This window comes from Roseateles sp. P5_E4, from assembly GCF_054049255.1.
Window position 1 is genome coordinate 39,012 of sequence record NZ_JBFUMS010000013.1, and the last position, 18,586, is coordinate 57,597.

Sequence of the window (18,586 nt, forward strand, 5' to 3'; positions counted from 1 at the left end):
CAGAGAATTGCTCCCAGCAGAAACCTTCGACCAATGCCGATTCGAGGAGCCCGACAACGGCATCGAAGCTGAGGTAGGAGTGAAGCGTGCTCGCGCGCGAACTGTCGACTGAAGCACAGAACTGCCAAGTGCTACCGCTCATGACCGGCTAGTGCATTCTCGACAGACCGTCAGCGCCTCTTAGGCATGCAGGCTGCACCCTAGATCGACGCGATTTGAAAGGTGCAAGCGCTTGATTCATTGAAGTCTTCTCCCAAATCTGCCGGAGCTAAACAGTCATCAAATTTCCGATCAGAGCGGCGACCTCCAGTCATAGGCCCACCTGCCACTACCGCCGCCACGGCGCGCTCCTGATCGCCTCCGTCGCCTGCGCCTGCGGCAGCGCCTTGGCGAACAACCAGCCCTGCCCCACCTGCACGCCGAGCTGCTCAAGCAGCGCAGCCTGCTTTTCGTCCTCGACGCCCTCGGCCAGCGTCTGCTTGCCCAGCGCCAGCGCCAGGCCGACGATGGTGCGGACGATCTCTTGCGCCTCGCGGCCGGCGGCCAGGCGGATGACGAAGCTGCGGTCGACCTTCAGCGTGTCGAAGGGGAAGCGATGCAGATAGGCCAGTGATGAGTAGCCGGTGCCGAAGTCGTCAATGCTGAGCTTGAAGCCCATGCGCGCCAGCTCCTGCAGAACCTCGGCGCTGCGCTGCGGGTTGGCCATAGCCATGCTCTCGGTGACTTCGAGCTTGAGTCGGTGCGTGGGCACGTCGCCCAGCGCCGCGAGCGTGGCGCGGGCGTCGGCCAGCAGTTCCAGGTCGCGCTCCAGCTGCACGCCGGACAGGTTGACGGCCACCTCGCCGGTGAAGCCCAGCGGCTGCCAGCGTCGCAGCTGGCCCGCGGCCTCCAGCAGGGCCCAGCGGCCGATGGCGCAGATCTGGCCGCTGGCCTCGGCCACGGGGATGAAGTCGCCCGGCATGATCAGCCCGCGCTCGGGATGGCGCCAGCGGATCAGCGCTTCGAAGCCGAGCAGGGCGCGGTCCGACAGCCGCACAAAGGGCTGGTAGTGCAGCTCGAACTGCGTGCCGCTGGCCAGGGCTGCGTCGATGGCGTCGCGCAGCCAGCGGCGCGATTGTTCGACGAGCTGCTCGGCCGGATCGAACTCATGCGTCTGGCCAGGGCCGCCAGCCTTGGCGCGAGCGAGCGCCCCTTCAGCCGCCGTCAGCAGCTCGTCGGCCGTGGCCGGGCCATGGCGGCGCTGGGCCCAGGCGATGCCGGCGGTGAGCTGCAGCATGGGTGTCGCGACATTGAAGGGCGACTGCAGCAGGGCCTGCACGCGGCGGCCCAAGTCGGCCGCGCTGTCGCCACCGGCCAGCAGCAGCGCGAACTGATCGGGGCCCATGCGGGCCACCAAATGACGCGCGCCGAAATTCGATTTGAGGCGGCTGGCCAGCTCGGTCAGCACGGTATCGCCGACGACGGGCCCATGGGTCTCGTTCAGGGCCCGAAAGCCATCCAGGCCGAGCAGCAGCAGGCCGGTCTCGGGCGCCAGCACGCCGGACAGCAGCTGCGTCAGCTGCTCGCGGAACAGCACGCGGTTGGCCAGCCCGGTGAGGCGGTCGTGCAGGGCGTCGAAGCTGATCTGCTGCTGCAGGCGCTGGCTCTCGGAGATGTCGGTCAGCGAGCCTGCCATGCGCACCGGCTTGCCGCTCTTTCCTTCACCCTCGCGCACGGCCAGGCCGCGCGCCAGCAGCCAGCGCTCCTGGCCACCCTGATGGAAATGCAGCACCTGGTGGAACTGCAGGCTCTGCCCGTCCAGATGCGCCTGCAGCTCGGCCTCGAAGGCGTGGCGCATGGCAGGCTCCAGGGGCTGCGTCCACGCCTGGATGGCATGGCCGGCCTCGGCGGCAGACAGGCCCATCAGCGCCAGCCAGCGCGGTGAGTAATAGACCTCGCCCGTCGTCAGGTCCCAGTCCCACAGGCCGTCGTTGGCGCCCTGGGCCGCGAGGGCATAGCGCTGCTCGCTCGCGGCGAGCTGGCGCGCGGCCACCCGGCGCCGGCCCTGCTCGATGCCGGCACGCAGTGCGCTGCCGCCCAGCGTCGCGATGGCCAGGGCCAGCAGCGGCGGCGCAACTGCGAAGACGAAGTAGTGGCTCTCGAAGGCCCACTGCACGCCGGCCAGCAGGGCCAGCGTGCCCAACACGATGGCCGCCAAGGCGACACCCAGGGAGCGGCGCGCGAGCAGCGCCACGGCGGCAAAGGGCAGCAGGAAGACGGCGGCCAGTTCGGCCGCGCCGCCCCAGGCCGGACGCACCAGGCTGCGGCCCGTCAGCAGGTTGTCGGTGACGGTGGCGATCCTCTCCATGCCCGGCAGGCGGGCGTCGAAGGGCGTGGGCACGTGGTCGCCGGCGGCCAGGGCCGACACGCCCAGGACCACCACGCGGCCTTGCAGCCGCGCCGGCTCGACGCGGCCGGCCAGCAGGTCGGCAAAACCCACGCTGTCAAAACTGCTGGCCGGGCCGCCGGGGCCGTAGTAGTTCACCCCGAGGCGCGACAGCTCGTCCAGGCGGAACTGCAGCCCCTTGCCGGCGGTGAATTCCGCGCCGAAGCGGGCTCGGGCTGCAGGCCAGTCGACACCGCGCGCGAAGGCGGCCAGGCGCAGCGGCAGGGAGGGATAGACCTCGCCGTTCAGGCGCAGCAGCGGCAGGTCGCGGCGCATGCTGCCGTCGGGTTCCGGCCGCACGCTGATGTGGCCCAGGGCTGCGGCGGCCTCGGCCAGGACGGCCTCCGGGGCGACGAGGCGGCGCGGCCGGTAGTAGCTCTCGCTGCGCGCCAGCGCGGCTTCGTCGTCATAGCGCAGCAGGGCCTGGGCCAGCACGGGCGCGGGCGCCGCGGCGGCGTCGGCCTTGCCGTCATCGGGCAGGGAGAAGGGAATGAGGGCGCAAGCGCAGGCTTTCATCGCCGCGGCCAGGGCGGCGCTGCCTTCGGGCGTACCGCCGCCGGGCAGCAGCAGGATGTCCAGCGCCACGGCGCGCGCGCCGCCCGCCTGCAGGGCCTGCACGGCACGCGCCATCTCGGCACGGTCGGGCACGCGCCCGCCCAGGGACTCCAGTGCGGCATCGTCCACGCGCACCAGCAGCAGCGGCAATTCGGTGCCCGGCGCCAACTCACCGCGCCAGCGCGTCTGCCAATCCAGCGCCCATTGGTCGGGGCGTTCCAGCACAGGCACGTCGGCCCGCCAGGCCAGCATCGCCAGGCCCAGCAGGGCCGCCGCCAGGCCGATCAGCACATAGCCGATACGGGATCTCAATCCAGCGACCCCAGCCGCTGTTCGACGCGAGCGACCTTGTCGGCCGCCCAAGCCATGGCCGCCACGCACTGGCTGCCATCGCAATGCGTGCCGTTGAGCTTCTTCTGTAGGCGCACCGGGTAGCGTGGCTTGATGCCGCGGGTCTGCGGGCCGGCAGGCTCGACGTCGACCTCGCCGGTCTTCACCAGCACGGCGGTCGCGCGGTCGTCGCCGACCTCGACGCTGAACTCGGTGCCGCGCACGGCGGTCACGGCGGTGGGCGTGCGCACGCGCCAGCTGCCGCCGCCCGACGGCGTCACGCGCTGGCCGATCAGGCCCGTTTCCAACAGCAACTCGGCGGCCCGCGGTTGGGCAGGCGCCACGCTGAAGGCCTCGATGCGCAGCTGGCTCTTGTCGGCCAGCACAACGACGGAACCGTCGACGAACTTCAGCCGCACGCGGCCGGCCGCGCCAGTTCGCAGCGTCGTGCCGACGTCGAGCTTGTCGCCCACCGCCAGCGCCTTGCCATCGACGCGCTGGGCCTCGCCGCTGACGGCCATGACCTCGCAGGCCTGCTGGGCCAAGGCGGCTGAACTCAGCAGGGACAGGCACAACACCAGCAAACGCATTTCTTCAGACTCCTATCGAGATGGATCGCCGAACAAGGCGTATCCCGCCCAGTAGAACGGATGCGTCCAGCGCCCGCCACCGAGAGTTCCCTCGATCATCCCCACTTGAGCCAGGCGCAGTGCCTCGGCCCGCGGCGCCTTGGCCGAGAAGGTGGCGGCCGTCAGCACCGCGGCGGATGAGGTCTCTACCGCCCAATGCGTGGCCAGCACCGAGCGGCTGCCGGCGAAGAAGAAGCCGCGCACCAGGCCCGACATGGCCGCCCCGCCCTGCTCGCCCGCAGCCGTGTTGCAGGCCGACAGCAGCACGGCCTGGGCGTTCAGGCGCAAGGTCAACACGTCGTCGAGTTCGAGCAGCGGCGAGGCCGTGGCGTCGGGGCCAGGCGCCAATGCGAGCGCGGGCTTGGACACGCCTGGCAGCTCGCCGGGCATCAGCCCATGCGTGGCGAAGGCAACGACACGGCGGTCCTGCAGGGGCGCGGCCAGCACCGCCTCGCGCGTGGCGGCGGCGCCGAGCAGCAGATCGGTGTGCGGGTTGGCGCCCAGGGCCTTGGCCAGCGCCGTCAGCTCGATGCGGGTTTCGGGCAGCGGCGGGATGTCGCCATAGCTGAAACCCCAGGCGGCGTCGTACCTGGCGGCGCTGCTGTTCAACGCGGCGCGGCCGGCAGGGATCGTGGTTTTTGCGTTGGACTTGAACTGCGGGTCACCGACGCCGAACAGCGGCTTGGTTGCCAGCGCCGGCGCGGCAGCGCGGCGCAGCGCGAACAGTGCGCCGGCCGAGGGCAGTTGGGTGACGGCCATGCGGCGGGCAACGAAGGCGCTGGGCTCGGGTGTGGTCAGCACGGCCGCAAACGGCAGGGCCGCCAGCGCACCGTCGGCGGCGACAAGCAGGCTCTTCACATCGGCACCGGGCTGCAGCGGCGCGATGAGTTCGCGCCAGACTTCATGCAGGGCGGCCGTCGGCAGCGTCGGCGGGCGGCCGGTGCTCAGGTCCAGCGCCGTGCGGATCTGCACCACCTTGTCGGCCCAGCCGGCCGCGCCGATGCTGGACGCGGCAAAGCGCGTCGGCGCGCCGGGCGTGACCCACCAGGCCAGCGTCGCCCCCTCCAGCGGCTGCACGACGAGCAGGGCCTCGCCGGGCGACATCAGCTTTTGCAGCGCTGCGGGCGGCGGAAGTGCAGGCGTGACGAGGTCAGCATAGGCCGGGTAGGCCTTGGCGACGCGTTCGCGCTGGGCGTTCAAGACCTCACGCGCGGCCTGGGCCTGCTCCCGGCCCTGGCGCACCTGCTCGCGCACGGCGGCGAGTTCATCGGCCAGGGCCTTCTGCCTCTTCTTGCGTTCGGCGTCGGGCAGGGCCTTGAGCTCGGCCTTGGTCTCCTCGCTGCTGTTGCGCCGGCGCAGGCGGTCCTCTTCGTTGAGCTGGGTGGCCAGAGCCCCATTGCGCGAGCTGGCGGCGGCGCGCAGGTTGGCCTCCTCCTCCAGCAGCGCGCGCAGGGCTGGCGTCGCGGCCAGCAGGCGTGCCGTGGCGTCGGTCAGCGCGCGATGGGCGGCGCCGGCCTGCAGGCGGTCGGCCACCTGCATGGCGCGGTCGGTCCAGGCCGGCTCCAACGCCTCGCCGCGCAGGGCTCGCGCGCCGATCTCGCGCAGGAACTCGTCAAACGCCAGGCCCAGCACGAAGCCACGCGCGCCGTTGAGGTCCAGGTCCTGCCAGCCGCCAGGGTTGTCCAGCAGGGCCGTGAACAGCGGCTGGTAGTCGCTCCAGGCGCCGGCCATATCGCCCTTGAGCATGCGCACCAAGGCGCGCACGCCGCTGGCCTCCTGCGTCTGCGGATGGGTCTCGCCGTAAAGGCGCTGGCGATAGCGCAATACGCGCTCGACGGCGTCCAAGGCCTCGTCGAAGCGGCCGTTCTTGGCGGCCAGCAACGCGCGCAGCCGCCAGTCGCTGGCGCGGTCCTTGGCCAGGCTGTCGGCGGGCAGGCTGGCCAGGAAGTCGCGGTAGAAGGCATCGGCCTCGGGCCAGCGGCGCAGGCCGATCAGCGCCCTCACCTGCTCCTGGCGCGCCAGCCAGCGGGTGTGGCTGGCGGCACTGGCGCCCGAGCGCTGCAGCATGTCGTCGGCGCGCTGGGCGTTCTCCAGCGCGGCGGCATATTGCCGCGCAGCCACCTGAGCCTGGCCAAGGCGGTAGCTCCAGCGCGCACCCAACGCATCACTCAGTTGGCCGGCCCGCCACAGCGCCAGATTGCCCTGGGCAATCTGGATGGCCTCGGGTGCGCGGCCGTGTCGCACCAGGGCATAGACCAGCATGCCTTGCGAGCCGTCGTACCAGCCATAGGCGTCCTGCACGGCGGGGTCGCGCAGCGGCCGTTGGCCTCCGCCGGGGAGTCTGCGCGCGTCCTCGACGCCCTTCTGCGCCAGGCGCACAGCCTCACGCATCGTGGCCACCGCATCGGCCAGGCGCCCGTCCCAGCGCTCGATCTCGGAGCGCACCTGCAGATGCTGCACGCGCAGCCTCAGCGTCGCAGCGGGGTCGCCGTCACCGAGGGCCGCCTGGGCCTGCTTGACGAGGCCTTGAGCGCGCGACCACATGCGCTCCAGCACTGAGCGGTCACGCGCCTGGGACAGCGCATAGACTTGGCGCAGCGCGGCCTCGGCACGCGCGGTTGGTGACAACGTCGTGTCGCTGGCAAAGGCATCCGCCGCAGCCAGGGATTGGCCCGAGCTGCCCCAGATGAATTCGGCGCTCAGGTATTGGCGGATCCAGATCTCGCCGCCGGGCTGGCTGCGGCCCAAGGTGGCCAGCTCGCGCAGCAGCTCGACGTACTTGCCGCGCTGCTCCAGCGCCTGGGCGGCACGAGCCTGGCGCTGCAGCAGCGCGTAGCGCGCCGCGGGTTCGGCCGGCAGCACTTCAGCGAGCAGAGCCTGGGCTTCGGACTGAGCCATGACGACGAGCGCCTCGCCGTCGTCATCCTCCACCTGCGCTACCGCCGTGGATGCAGCCAACAGCAGACCGGCAAGCCAGATCAGAAATCTCATCGCCCCACCCTCCTGTAGCGGATGCTAGAGCCTGCGCCAACCGGCGCCAGAGAGCTATTGCTGACGCAGATGTCTGGCCGGCAGCTGGGCCACAAGCAACAGCGAGGCCATCAGCCACATCGGCGCTACCAGGGCAGTGGCCGCGGCGAGGATGCCGAAGCCGGCGGGCATGGCCACCGTCGCACCGTTGACCGTCAACATGCGCAGGCCCAGCGCCTGGCCATGGCGACCGGGCGGCGTCACGTGGTGCAGCATGGCCATGATCATGGGCTGCACCGAGCCCAGCGCCACGCCCAGCAAAGCGGAGCCGCACATCAGACCAACGGTGCCCGGCAGCCAGGCATAGGCCATGAAGGTCAGCATTGCGACCACCATGGCCGTGCGCAGGGCCTTGACCTCGTCCAGTTCGTCGGCGAAGCGCACGATGGCCAGGCGCACGCAGGTGGCGGCCGCCGCAAAGCTGCCCAGCACGATGCCGATGCTGACCGCTGACAGGCCGCGCGCATGGCCCACCACGGGCACGACGAAGCTGTGCGCATCCCAGCAGGCCGACAGCACCAGGTTGACGAGGATGAGGCGGCGAAAGGCCGGCAGCCGGAACAGCTGCCAGGCGGCGCGCTCGCGAAAGCTCTTGGTCAGTGGCTCGGGCTGATGGCGCGGTACCTTCTGCGCAAAACCCCAGGCCAGCAGCGGCAGCAGCGTCGCGAAGCCGAAGGCAGCCGTCATGCCGAACTGATCGATGAGAATCCCGGCAATCACCGGCGCCAGCGCGTTGGACAGGGCCGGGCCCAGGGCCATCCAGCTGAAGATGCGCTTGAGCTCGCCCGGCTCGTCGGCCATCAACCCGGCCTCGCGCTGCAGCGCCACGGCCGCGACGGCGACCGCACCGCCACACAGCAGGCAGCCGACGGCGATGGCCCAGAGCTGCTGCACGGCCAACGCCAGCAGCGCGCCGCAGCCGGCCATCAGCACACCCACACCCACGGGCCGATGAAAGCCGTGCCGGTCCGCCAGCCGCCCGGCCCACAGCGACAGCACGATGGGCGCGACGGCGAAGAGGCTGAGCAGCAGGCCCACCGAGGCCTCGCCATAGCCGCGGTTGAGCACCCACAGGCTGGCGGTCACGCGCGTGGTGGCCATGCAGGCATGCACGCAGATCATCGTGGCGATCAGCCACACGAAGGCGTGGCGCAGATTGGCCTTCTTCCCCGCTGGGGCGGAGTCGGTCACTCGGCGTCCTCGCCGAGCTCAACGAGCTTGTCGAGCTGCAACATGCGCTGGGCTGCGTCGTCGGGCAGCGCCTCGACGCTCTTGAGCTTGCGCGTCATCTGGCGCGTGCGGGTCTCGGCCAGATCGATGGTGTTGCTGGCCTCTTCGAGCTTCTTCTTCGTCTTGGCCAGCACCTCGCCGAACCTGCCGAACTCGGTCTTGACCGCTCCCAGCACTTCCCAGACCTCAGCCGAGCGTTTCTCCAGCGCCAGCGTGCGAAAGCCCATCTGCAGGCTGGTCAGCGTGGCCAGCAAGGTGGTGGGGCCGCAGAGCATGACCTTGTGTTCGCGCTGCAGGCTCTCCATCAGACCCGGGCGGCGCAGGGCCTCGGCGTACAGGCCCTCGGTGGGCACGAAGAGGATGCCGAAGTCGGTTGTATGCGGCGGCGCGATGTATTTCTCGCGGATGGTGCGCGCCTCCATCCGCAGGCGCATTTCGATGGCCTTGGCCGAGGCTTCGGCGGCCACGGGGTCGCCCTTTTCCTGGGCGTCGAGCAGGCGCTCGTAGTCCTCGCGCGGGAACTTGGCGTCGATGGGAAGCCAGAGTGGCTGGCCATCGTCGCGCTGGCCGGGCAGCTTGATCGCAAACTCCACGCGTTCGGACGAGCCGGGCAGCGTCGCCACGTTGGCTGCGTACTGTTCCGGCGTGAAAACCTGCTCCAGCAGGCCCGCCAGTTGCACTTCGCCAAAGATGCCGCGCGTCTTCACGTTGGTCAGCACGCGGTTGAGCGAGCCCACGTCGCGCGCCAGGTTCTGCATCTCGCCCAGGCCCTTGTGCACCTGCTCCAGCCGCTCGGCCACCTGCTTGAAGCTCTCGCCCAGGCGCTGTTCCAGCGTGGCGTGCAGCTTCTCGTCCACCGTTGCCCGCATCTGCTCGAGCTTCTTCTCGTTGTCCTGCTGGATGCTGGTCAGGCGCAGCTCAACGGTATGGCGCAGCTCGGCAAAGCGTTGCTCGTTGCCCAGGGACATGGCCTGCAGCTGATCGCGCATGCCGTCGGCCAGGCGCTGCATGGACTCGGCCTGGCCCTGTGCACTGCGCAGCGCGGCGGCATCCTGCGCCTCGCGGGCAGCGAGCGCTTGTTGAGCCAACGAGTTGTTGTTGCCCTGCAGCCCCTGCGCCAGCACCTGCTGGAACTGGGCCAGGCCCTGCACCAACTCCTGGCGCGTGCCGCTGGCGCTGCGGCCCAGCTCGTCGCGCAGTTCGCGCTCCAGCCTCTCGTTGCTCAGCAGCAGCTCCGGCGCCACGCCGGTTTGAGGTTTCTGACGAGCCCAGATCAAGACCAGCAGGACAAGGATCAGGGCCAGCAGGCCCAGCAGCAACACGTCGATCAGGCTCATGCGGGTCATTGTCGCCCGCGGTGGCAGGGCCTGCAGTCAGGGGGCGACGAGACCGGCCACGGCGCGCGGGAGTTCGGCCTCGATGAGGGCCTCCAGCGCCTTCACGCGCTGCTCGGTCGTCGTGGCGGCCCAGGGGTTGGCAGCGGCCTCGCGGTCCACCGGCAGACGTGCCGCCACGGCGAGCGACTGCTCGCGCCTGAGCTTGAGATCGCTGAGGTCGATCAGCGCGACGCGGATGGATATATAGGACGCGAACACTGGCAGGGCGCCCTGGCCATCAAAGCTGATCTGGCCGCTGGGGCGCTGGTCCAGCACAAAGCCTGGGCCCTCCAGCGTCGCAAGGATGCGGCCCGGCAAGGCCGCGGCCAGGGCCGGCTCCTGGCGGCTGCGCGTGACCAGCAGCAGCTGGGCCGCGCCGCTCTGGCGCACCGCGTCGCCGAGCTTGCCAGGCAGGCTGAGCCTGCCGTCAACGAACAGCAGGGCCGGGTCGCCGAACAGGCTGCGCGTGGTCGAGGTATAGAGCTTGACCTCGCGACCTTTGGCCGAGGCCGTGATGGCGCCGTTCAAGGCCTGTAGCACCGCGTTGTCCAGGCCCCCGGCGGGCGTGGACGTCCAGTCGCCGGACTGCACGGTGTCGCCACGCGCCGGGCTCAAGGAGATGAGCTGCACGTTGTCGCCCAGCAGGGACAGGACTGCGAACTTGTTGGGGTCTCGCGGCGCCTTGTCCTCGACGACGGGCGCGGGCGGTGGCGGCGCGCCCTTGTTCTTGACGGACTGGCCGAAGGCCAGCGCGGGCAGCAAGGAAAGCAGGCAGATCAGGCGGCGGTTCATGCGGAAATGACTTCAGGGTTCAGCGGCGTGAGGGGTTTGGCACCGGTCAGCGCGGCGACGAGGTTGTCGGCAGCAAGATCGGCCATGGCCAGGCGGGTGGGCATGGTGGCGCTGGCGATGTGCGGCGTGAGAACGATGTTGGGCAGCGTCAGCAACGCTGGATTCACACGCGGTTCGCCTTCGAAGACATCAAGGCCGGCAGCGGCGATGCGGTTCTCGCGCAGTGCCGCGGCCAGCGCATCTTCGTCGACGATGCCGCCGCGGGCGATGTTGACGAGAGTCGCCGTCGGCTTCATCAGCGCCAGCTCGGGCGCGGCGATGCAGTGGTGGGACTCGACCGAATAAGGCAGCACGAGGATGAGGTGATCGGCCTGGCGCAGCAGCGCTTCCTTGGTCAGATAGCTTGCGCCAAGTTCAGCCTCGATGTCGGCCGGCAGCCGCGAACGGTTGTGATAGATCACCTTCATGCCGAAGCCGAAGCGGCCACGCCGCGCAATGGCCTGGCCGATGCGGCCCATGCCGAGGATGCCCAGCGTGGCGCCATGGACGTCGGAACCGGCCAGGAAGTCCCAGGCCCAGCTCTTCCAGCGCCCGTCTCGCAGCAGGCGCTCGCCCTCGCTCATGCGTCGGGCCGTGGCCATCAGCAGCGCAAAGCCGAAGTCGGCCGTCGATTCGGTCAGCACATCGGGCGTGTTGGTGACGAGGACGCCGCGCGCCGTGCAGGCGCCCAGGTCGATGTGGTTGTAGCCCACGCTCATCGTGCAGACGGCGCGCAGATCGGGGCAGGCGTCGAGCAGCTCGGCGGTGATGCGCTCGGTGCCGGTGATGTAGGCGCCGGCCTTGCCTTGCAGACGGGCACGTAACTCGTCGGGGGTCAGCGGCGCCTCGCCCTGATGGAAGTCCACGTCGAATTGGGCCGCGAGTTTTTCAACGACGGCCGCTGGCGCCCTGCGCGCGATCAGGACTTTCTTCATCGCATCCATATCCAGCCCATCACGAAGAGAAGCGGCAGCAGCACCGCGCAAGACCAGAGCAGATAGCCACCAAAGCTCGGCATCTTGACACCTCGCTCCTCGGCAATGGCCTTGACCATGAAATTGGGCGCGTTGCCGATATAGGTCATCGCGCCCATGAAGACGGCGCCGCCTGAGATGGCCGCCAGCACCGATGCACCTTCATTCATCAGCTGGGCTGCATTGCCGCCGGCGAGGTTGAAGAAGGCGAGATAGGTCGGCGCGTTGTCCAGCACCGACGACAGCCCGCCCGTCAGCCAGAAATAGGCCATCGGCGAATCGAGCATGGCGGCCAGCGACGCGAACACACCGGCCGGGCCGGCCTTGAGCATGGCGATGACGGGCACCATGGTCAGGAAGATGGCGATGAAGAGCTTGGCCACTTCCTGCATCGGCGCCCAGCTGAACTGGTTCTTCTCGCGCACACCGGCCGGTGTCAGCCACAGCGACGCGAACGTCACGACGACGAGGCCCACGTCGCGCACCAGGGCCTGCAGCGGCAGTGGCGTGCCCCAGAGGTCGAAGACGATGCCCGGCTTCCAGGTGCCGCTCATCAGCACCAGGCCGATGGCCACGACGAGCGGCAGCAGGTTGATGACACCTTCCAGACCCGGCCGGGGCGCGTCGGGTGTCGGGTCAGCGGGCGTGATGCCTTCCTTGCGGTAGAGCCAGGCGTCGATGCCCCAGAACACGGCGAGCAGCGCGGCGAGCAGGAACAGCGTTTCCTGCCACAGGTGCCCGGCCGTCCAGAAGAAGCTGACGCCCTGCAGGAAGCCGAGAAAGAGCGGCGGGTCGCCCAGCGGCGTCAGCGACCCGCCGACGTTGCTGACGATGAAGATGAAGAAGACGACGACATGGGCGTTGTGGCGGCGGTTGTCGTTGGCGCGGATCAGCGGGCGGATCAGCAGCATGGAGGCGCCCGTCGTGCCCATGAAGCTGGCCAGTGCGGCGCCCAGCAGCATCAGGCCCGAGTTGAGCGTCGGGCTGCCATGCAGATTGCCGCGGATGAAGATGCCGCCGGCCGTCGTGTACAGCGCGCCGAGCAGGATGGTGAAAGGCAGGTATTCCTCGACCAGCGTGTGCACCAGCACGCCGCCGGTCTCTGCCGCCCCGAATGCGAGCGCAAACGGGATCAGCAAGGCCAGCGTCCAGCCCGCGGCGATCTTGCCGAAGTGGTGGTGCCAGAAGGCCGGCGCGGCCAACGGCATGACGGCAATCGACAACAGCAGGCCCGCGAACGGCGCGGCCCAGGTCAGGCCGAGTTCGGCGCCGGAGAAACTCATTCGATGAAGCGCGTGAACTCGGCCACCGGCGCGCGCTCGGTGACGAGGCTGTTCTCGATGGCATCCGGGTCGGCATAGCCCATGGACATGCCGCAGACCACCATCTGTTCACTGCTCAACTGCAACTCCTCGGCGATGACGCGGTGGAACTGCGTGAACGCGGCCTGCGGGCAGGTGTGCAGGCCGCGCGCACGGGCCGCCACCATGATGTTCTGCAGGAACATGCCGTAGTCCAGCCAGGAGCCCTGCTGCATGACGCGGTCGATGGTGAACATCAGGCCGACCGGCGCGTCGAAGAAGATGAAGTTGCGGCCATGCTGGTGCTGCATGCGCGACTTGTCGGTCTTGGCGATGCCCAGCAGCCCGTAGAGATCCCAGCCCACCTTGCGGCGGCGGTCGATATAGGGGCTGCGCCATTCGGTGGGGTAGTAGGCGTATTCCTCCTTGTGGCCGGCGTTCTGCTCGGGGTCGAGGTAGGCGGCCTGGATGCGGCCGGCCACACGCGTCAACGCCGCACCCGTCATCACATGCACCTGCCACGGCTGGGTGTTGGTGCCAGAGGGCGCCCAGGAGGCGACCTCAAGAATGTCCTCGATGGTCGCGCGCGGCACCGGTTTCGGCAGGAAGGCGCGCAGCGAGTGCCGGGTCTTGATGGCGGCATCGACCGCGGCGGTCTGCTCGGGCGTGGGCGTGGCGAAACGGCTCATGGCGTCAGGGTCTTCAAGGCTTGGAGATAGGAGGCCGGCAGCTCGGCCACCGGGCGGCGGCTGAGGCGGTCGACGTAGACATGCACGAAATGACCCCGCGCTGCGCACGCGGCGGCGCCTTCAGCGAACAGGCCGATCTCGTAGCGCACGCTGGAGCGTCCTTGCTGGGCCACGCGCACGCCGGCCTCAATGCGCTGCGGAAAGGCGAGTGACTCAAAGAAGTTGCAATGCGTCTCGACGACCAGGCCAATGACCTCGCCGCCATGGATGTCCAGCGCGCCGGCCTCGATGAGCAGGCTGTTCACCGCCGTGTCGAAGAGGCTGTAGTAGACGACGTTGTTCAAGTGGCCGTAGGCGTCGTTGTCCATCCACCGCGTCGTCAGCGGCACGAAGCGGGGGTATGTCTCGCGGCCATCGGGCTGGGGGCGGGTCGTCATGGCGGCATTCTTCCATGCACGTCCGCCGAGCCCGCTTTACGGGGCTGATTGCGGCTTATGCACTTGCACGATCTGTTTTTCCGGAGCGACACTGGGCCGCAGACAACGATTTCACAACGGCTGGCAAGGAGCTCGCATGAACCGATCCCGAGTAGTGAGTTTTGCATTTGCACTGGCGGCCGTCTTCGGCGCCCAGGCCGCACTGGCCGACAACGCGACCAAGGATGACGCGGTCGCCACCGTCAAGAAGGCTGTGACCTTCATCAAGGCCAACGGCAAGGACAAGGCCTATGCCACGATCACGGCCAAGGACCCGCAGTTCGTCAAGGCCGACCTCTACATCGTCGTCTACGGCATGGACGGCAAATGCCTGGCCCACGGCGCCAACGAGAAGCAGGTCGGCCGCGACCTGATCGACCTCAAGGACATCGATGGCAAGCCCTTCATCCGCGAGCGCGTCGAACTGGGCAAGTCCAGCCCCAAGGGCTTCTGGCAGGACTACAAGTTCACCAACCCGGCGAGCAAGAAGATCGAACCCAAGCAGATGTACTGCGAGCGACTGGACGACACCATCGTCTGCGGCGGCATCTACAAGTAAAGCGCGGATGGCTGGCCGTCCCCTGCCCTGCCGCCGGCTCGCGCCGGTTGCTACTCTTGAAGGTTGCCGATGAAGCTGGCTTCAAAGATGTTGCTGCCGCCGATGGTGGCACTGGCCGTCGTGCTGGCCATCGGCCTGGGCAACAGCATGCTGTCCCTGCGTGAGGTCGTCGCCTCCAACGAGGCCGGCCAGCAGCGCAACGAGGTCTTCATGACCACGGTGTCCGTGCAGACGCAGGTGGGCGAGATGCATGGCGGCGTCTATCGCACCATCGCTTTGATCGGCTCGCTGGACGACGCCAAGGTAAAGGCCCTGCGGGGGCAGTTGAAGACCCAGGTTGAGGGCCTCACGCGCACACTGACCACGTTGGCCGAGATGGAGGCCACGCCCGCCGAGACCGACGCCCACATCAACGCGACCCTGCCGCTGCTGAAAGCCTACCTGGCCAAGGCCGACGCCGCCGTCGACCTGGCCTCGGTCGACCCCAACACCGGCGTTGCCGCGATGCAGGACGCCGAGGCCCGCTACAAGGAAGTCGCGACGCTGATGGGCAAGATCGTGCAGAGCATGGGGGCCGATCAGCAAGCCGCGTCGGAATCCCAGCAGGCCACGGCCCGCCAGCGCGCCTGGGTCTTCGCCCTGATCTCTCTGCTGACCGCTGGCGCCGGCATGGGCCTGCTGCTCGCCAACCAGCGCAAGATCGCAGCCGACGTCAACGCCTCGCTGTCGCTGGCCGAATCGGTCGCCGCGGGTGATCTGACCCAGCGCGCCAACCCGCAGGGGCAGGACGAACTGGCCGGCCTGATGCGGGCGCTGAACCAGATGTGCGAGCAACTCGGCCAGACGGTGGGCGAAGTCATGACGGTGGCCGACTCCATCCGCACCGCGTCGTCCGAGATTGCCTCGGGCAATCAGGACCTGAGCCAGCGTACCGAGCAGACGGCCTCGAGCCTGGAGATCACCAGCTCGTCCATGGCGCAGCTGACCGGCATCGTGCGCCAGAGCGCCGACAGCGCGCAGACGGCCAACCAGCTCGCCACCAGCGCCGCCACCGTGGCCCACCGCGGCGGCAGCGTCGTACAGCAGGTGGTGGACACGATGAATGACATCACCGCGTCCAGCAAGCGCATCGCTGACATCATCGGCGTCATCGACGACATCGCCTTCCAGACCAACATCCTGGCGCTGAACGCGGCGGTGGAAGCCGCCCGCGCCGGCGAGCAGGGCCGCGGCTTTGCCGTCGTGGCCGGTGAGGTCCGCAGCCTCGCGGGGCGCAGCGCCGCGGCGGCCAAGGAAATCAAGACCCTGATCGGCGCGAGCGTCGAGCGCGTGCAATCCGGCGCCCGCCTGGTGCAGGACGCCGGCTCGACGATGACCGACATCGTCGGCGCCGTGCAGCGCGTGACCGACATCATTGGCGAGATCAGCACCAGCGCCGCCGCCCAGAGCCGCGGCATCGACGATGTCACCAGCGCCGTCACCAAGGTCGACGACATGACGCAGCAGAACGCCGCCCTCGTCGAGGAAAGCGCCGCGGCGGCCGAGTCGCTGCGCGAGCAGGCGCAGCGACTGGCCCAGGTGGTCAGCCAGTTCCGCGTGCGATAGCGGCCCAGGCGGCCCAGGACTGGGCGGCCAGATTCAGCGTGTTGATCTGCACGGCGACCGTCGTTGCCAGGTCGTGACCGTAGCCGCCGGCCATGCTCAGCACCACGGGGATGCGGCGTTCGCTTAAGCCCGCCAGTACGCGCCGATCGCGTTCGGCCAGACCTTCATAGGTCAACTTCAACCGACCCAGGCGGTCGCCTTCGTGGGGGTCGGCGCCGGCAAGATAGAACACCAGGCCCGGATCAATGCGACGCCAGACCTCGCCGAGTGCCGCGTCCAGCGCAGCCAGGTAGTCCGCATCGCCGCAGCCGTCGGCCAGATCCACGTCCAGATCGCTCGCCTCCTTGCGAAACGGGAAGTTGCGCGCGCCGTGCATGGAGAAGGTGAACACCGTGTCGTCGTCGCGGAAGATGGCCGCAGTGCCATTGCCCTGGTGCACGTCCAGGTCGATGACGAGGACGCGCAACAGGCTGCGGTGGCTTCTTGCCCACTCGGCCTGCATCAAGCGCGCAGCGACGGCAACGTCGTTGAAGACGCAATAGCCGGAGCCCTTGTCGGCATAGGCATGGTGGGTGCCACCCGCCATATTGGCCGCGACGCCCTCGACCAGGGCCGCCCGGGCGGCCGCGATGCTGGCGCCCACCGAGCGCCGCGAACGCTCGGCCATGGACGGGCTCCACGGGAAGCCGATCTCGCGCTGCTGGGCGGCGCTGAGGTGGCCGAGCAGGACCGCATCCACATAGTCCGGCGTATGGGCCAGGGCCAGTTCACCCTCGCTGGCGGCCGGCGCCGGCTGCATGCGCAGCAACCCCGGCTCGCGCTCGAAATGCTCCCGTAACAAGCGGTACTTAGATTGCGGGAAGCGGTGCCCCGGCGGCAGGGCCAGGCTGTGGGCATCGGAATGGAAGGCCTGCATGGCCGCCACGATAGCCGTGGACCTTTGTCACACCCCGACACCCCTAGTTTGCTGCACTGCACAAAATAGTCCTTGCAATCTGGCGCCCGGCCCCTATCATTCAGTTCATGTTGCAGTGCAGCAAAAGAAGCACAGCAAACGGTTCAACCACCTGAAATCGGAGTCTCACCATGCTGACCGCTGAACAAGTCCTCGCCGCCCACAAGGCCAATGTCGAAACCCTCTTCGGCCTGACGAACAAGGCGTTCGAAGGCGTCGAAAAGCTCGTCGAGCTGAACCTGCAAGTCGCTCGCACCGCGCTGAGCGAAGCCGCTGACACCACCGCCGCCGCCCTGTCCGTCAAGGACGCACAAGAGCTGCTGTCCCTGCAAGCCGCCCTGCTGCAGCCGACCGCCGAGAAGGCCGCCTCCTACAGCCGCCACATCTACGACATCGCCTCCGCCACCGGCGCCGAAGTCGCCAAGGCTGCAGAAGCCAAGTTCGCCGACGTGCAGAAGAGCTTCACCGCTGTTGTCGACAACGCCGCCAAGAACGCCCCGGCCGGCACCGAGAACGCCGTCGCCCTGGTGAAGTCGGCTGTCGCTGCCGCCAACAACGCTTTCGAGTCGGTCCAGAAGGCCACCAAGCAAGCCGTTGAAGTGGCCGAGTCCAACTTCCAGGCCGCGACCAGCCAAGCCGTCAAGGCCACGCAGACCGCGACCCGCGCCGCCAAGCGCGCCGCCTGATCCTCAGGCTCTCGCCTCCCGAAAGCCCGGTGCACCCGCACCGGGCTTTTTCTTTGCCCGGCGCAAGTGCACCGGGCTTTCTCCTTTCCGACATTCGCGAACCCGGCTGTTGATTCGTCGCCGGCTGGCGTCGATTCGCCGATTCGGCGGCTCGCCGGTTGCGACGGGCGTGTCTACTCATGCCATCGCAAGTCGAGAACCGCACCATGAGACCCAACCGCATCCGCCATCGCCCGCCGTACCACCCGGCACACCGCGTCGTCTTCGGGCTGGGCGTTATCGGCATCGGCACGCTGGCCCTGCTGGACAACCTTCACGTCTTCGGCATGCCGCTGCTGCGCACCTTCTGGCCGCTGGCCCTGGTGCTGTTCGGGCTGAGTCGCATCGTCTGGCCACGCCACGCGGGCAACTGGCTGTTCGGCATCGCCCTGGTCATCGTCGGCGCCGTGATGACCGCACAGAACCTGGACCTCGTCAGCATCCGGCTGCGCGACTGGTGGCCCGTCTTCATCATCCTGGCTGGCCTGTCCATCCTGGCGCGTGGCATGTTCCCGCGCTACCGCGGAGCAGGGGCTTGCGCCGACACGCCGTCGACGCTCGAGCACGGCGACCGCATTGCCATCGACGCAAGCTTCAGCGCCATCCGCCAGCAGAACGATTCGCGCGCCTTCAAGGGCGGCCGCATCGACGTGACCTTCGGCGGCGTCGAGCTGGACCTGCGCCAGGCCGCGATCGAGGGCCCTGAGGCCGTGCTCGAGATCTCGGCCCGCTTCAGCGGTGTCGAGCTGCGCGTGCCGCGCGACTGGCAAGTCATTGTCGACATCGCGCCCACGCTGGGCGGCGTGGAGGACCGTACGGTGCCGCCCATGAACCCGACGCAACGCCTCGTGCTGCGGGGCGACGCGATGTTCGGCGGCGTCGAAGTCAAGAACTGA

At 68.8% G+C, this 18,586-nt stretch carries 15 protein-coding genes; 4 read left to right on the forward strand and 11 right to left on the reverse strand.

Annotation, left to right across the window (positions count from 1 at the left end):
- Positions 1–328 precede the first annotated feature (328 nt).
- From ACXJLH_RS22925 to ACXJLH_RS22970, 10 genes are read right to left on the reverse strand one after another with little or no spacing between them, the layout of a single operon-like run.
- A complete protein-coding gene (locus ACXJLH_RS22925) occupies positions 329–3,292 on the reverse strand; it encodes an EAL domain-containing protein (RefSeq protein ID WP_457446461.1) in 2,964 nt (987 codons plus the stop codon).
- Positions 3,289–3,900: a FecR family protein gene (locus tag ACXJLH_RS22930; RefSeq protein ID WP_457321902.1), complete on the reverse strand. Its 612-nt coding sequence runs from the start codon at positions 3,898–3,900 to the stop codon at positions 3,289–3,291. The genes ACXJLH_RS22925 and ACXJLH_RS22930 overlap by 4 nt, the downstream gene beginning before the upstream one ends.
- Before the next feature lie 12 nt (positions 3,901–3,912).
- Complete coding sequence (locus ACXJLH_RS22935; protein ID WP_457446463.1) at positions 3,913–6,930, reverse strand: CHAT domain-containing protein; 3,018 nt, start codon at positions 6,928–6,930, stop codon at positions 3,913–3,915.
- Between the two features lie 54 nt (positions 6,931–6,984).
- A complete protein-coding gene (locus ACXJLH_RS22940) occupies positions 6,985–8,160 on the reverse strand; it encodes an MFS transporter (protein WP_056194955.1) in 1,176 nt (391 codons plus the stop codon).
- Positions 8,157–9,536, reverse strand: a complete 1,380-nt coding sequence (locus ACXJLH_RS22945; RefSeq protein WP_457446465.1) for a DNA recombination protein RmuC — start codon at positions 9,534–9,536, stop codon at positions 8,157–8,159. The genes ACXJLH_RS22940 and ACXJLH_RS22945 overlap by 4 nt, the downstream gene beginning before the upstream one ends.
- 36 nt (positions 9,537–9,572) lie before the next feature.
- Positions 9,573–10,367 (reverse strand): hypothetical protein, encoded by a 795-nt coding sequence (locus tag ACXJLH_RS22950; RefSeq protein ID WP_457446466.1) that lies wholly within the window; start codon positions 10,365–10,367, stop codon positions 9,573–9,575.
- Entirely contained in the window at positions 10,364–11,350 is a 987-nt protein-coding gene (locus ACXJLH_RS22955) for a 2-hydroxyacid dehydrogenase (protein ID WP_457446468.1), read from the reverse strand. The genes ACXJLH_RS22950 and ACXJLH_RS22955 overlap by 4 nt, the downstream gene beginning before the upstream one ends.
- Complete coding sequence (locus ACXJLH_RS22960; protein WP_457446470.1) at positions 11,338–12,663, reverse strand: sodium:proton antiporter; 1,326 nt, start codon at positions 12,661–12,663, stop codon at positions 11,338–11,340. The genes ACXJLH_RS22955 and ACXJLH_RS22960 overlap by 13 nt, the downstream gene beginning before the upstream one ends.
- On the reverse strand, positions 12,660–13,370 hold the full coding sequence (locus ACXJLH_RS22965) for a nitroreductase (protein WP_056194940.1): 711 nt from the start codon (positions 13,368–13,370) through the stop codon (positions 12,660–12,662). The genes ACXJLH_RS22960 and ACXJLH_RS22965 overlap by 4 nt, the downstream gene beginning before the upstream one ends.
- Positions 13,367–13,807, reverse strand: coding sequence for an acyl-CoA thioesterase (locus tag ACXJLH_RS22970; RefSeq protein WP_457446472.1), 441 nt, complete (start codon positions 13,805–13,807; stop codon positions 13,367–13,369). Before ACXJLH_RS22970 ends, ACXJLH_RS22965 begins: the two co-directional genes overlap by 4 nt.
- 136 nt (positions 13,808–13,943) lie before the next feature.
- On the opposite strand from ACXJLH_RS22970, the gene ACXJLH_RS22975 reads away from it, so the two are divergent.
- Together ACXJLH_RS22975 and ACXJLH_RS22980 are read left to right on the forward strand one after the other, a co-directional pair.
- Complete coding sequence (locus ACXJLH_RS22975; protein WP_056194935.1) at positions 13,944–14,405, forward strand: cache domain-containing protein; 462 nt, start codon at positions 13,944–13,946, stop codon at positions 14,403–14,405.
- A gap of 69 nt (positions 14,406–14,474) precedes the next feature.
- Entirely contained in the window at positions 14,475–16,010 is a 1,536-nt protein-coding gene (locus ACXJLH_RS22980; protein ID WP_457446473.1) for a methyl-accepting chemotaxis protein, read from the forward strand.
- Here the strand turns inward: ACXJLH_RS22980 and ACXJLH_RS22985 are convergent.
- Positions 15,988–16,926 (reverse strand): histone deacetylase family protein, encoded by a 939-nt coding sequence (locus ACXJLH_RS22985; RefSeq protein WP_457446474.1) that lies wholly within the window; start codon positions 16,924–16,926, stop codon positions 15,988–15,990. The genes ACXJLH_RS22980 and ACXJLH_RS22985 overlap by 23 nt on opposite strands.
- Before the next feature lie 170 nt (positions 16,927–17,096).
- Between ACXJLH_RS22985 and ACXJLH_RS22990 the strand changes: the two genes are divergently transcribed.
- Positions 17,097–17,651 carry a phasin family protein gene (locus ACXJLH_RS22990; RefSeq protein WP_457325672.1) on the forward strand — a complete coding sequence of 185 codons (555 nt, stop codon included), beginning with the start codon at positions 17,097–17,099 and terminating at the stop codon, positions 17,649–17,651.
- Between the two features lie 206 nt (positions 17,652–17,857).
- Positions 17,858–18,586, forward strand: a complete 729-nt coding sequence (locus tag ACXJLH_RS22995) for a LiaI-LiaF-like domain-containing protein (RefSeq protein ID WP_457325673.1) — start codon at positions 17,858–17,860, stop codon at positions 18,584–18,586.

Bases quoted from the DNA above. Each gene is read 5' to 3' on its own strand.
- ACXJLH_RS22950 (WP_457446466.1), bottom strand. From the start codon at position 10,367: ATGAACCGCCGCCTGATCTGCCTGCTTTCCTTGCTGCCCGCGCTGGCC.
- ACXJLH_RS22955 (WP_457446468.1), bottom strand. From the start codon at position 11,350: ATGGATGCGATGAAGAAAGTCCTGATCGCGCGCAGGGCGCCAGCGGCC.
- ACXJLH_RS22965 (WP_056194940.1), bottom strand. From the start codon at position 13,370: ATGAGCCGTTTCGCCACGCCCACGCCCGAGCAGACCGCCGCGGTCGAT.
- ACXJLH_RS22975 (WP_056194935.1), top strand. From the start codon at position 13,944: ATGAACCGATCCCGAGTAGTGAGTTTTGCATTTGCACTGGCGGCCGTC.
- ACXJLH_RS22970 (WP_457446472.1), bottom strand. From the start codon at position 13,807: ATGACGACCCGCCCCCAGCCCGATGGCCGCGAGACATACCCCCGCTTC.
- ACXJLH_RS22980 (WP_457446473.1), top strand. From the start codon at position 14,475: ATGAAGCTGGCTTCAAAGATGTTGCTGCCGCCGATGGTGGCACTGGCC.
- ACXJLH_RS22930 (WP_457321902.1), bottom strand. From the start codon at position 3,900: ATGCGTTTGCTGGTGTTGTGCCTGTCCCTGCTGAGTTCAGCCGCCTTG.
- ACXJLH_RS22990 (WP_457325672.1), top strand. From the start codon at position 17,097: ATGCTGACCGCTGAACAAGTCCTCGCCGCCCACAAGGCCAATGTCGAA.
- ACXJLH_RS22985 (WP_457446474.1), bottom strand. From the start codon at position 16,926: ATGCAGGCCTTCCATTCCGATGCCCACAGCCTGGCCCTGCCGCCGGGG.
- ACXJLH_RS22960 (WP_457446470.1), bottom strand. From the start codon at position 12,663: ATGAGTTTCTCCGGCGCCGAACTCGGCCTGACCTGGGCCGCGCCGTTC.
- ACXJLH_RS22945 (WP_457446465.1), bottom strand. From the start codon at position 9,536: ATGAGCCTGATCGACGTGTTGCTGCTGGGCCTGCTGGCCCTGATCCTT.
- ACXJLH_RS22935 (WP_457446463.1), bottom strand. From the start codon at position 6,930: ATGAGATTTCTGATCTGGCTTGCCGGTCTGCTGTTGGCTGCATCCACG.
- ACXJLH_RS22995 (WP_457325673.1), top strand. From the start codon at position 17,858: ATGAGACCCAACCGCATCCGCCATCGCCCGCCGTACCACCCGGCACAC.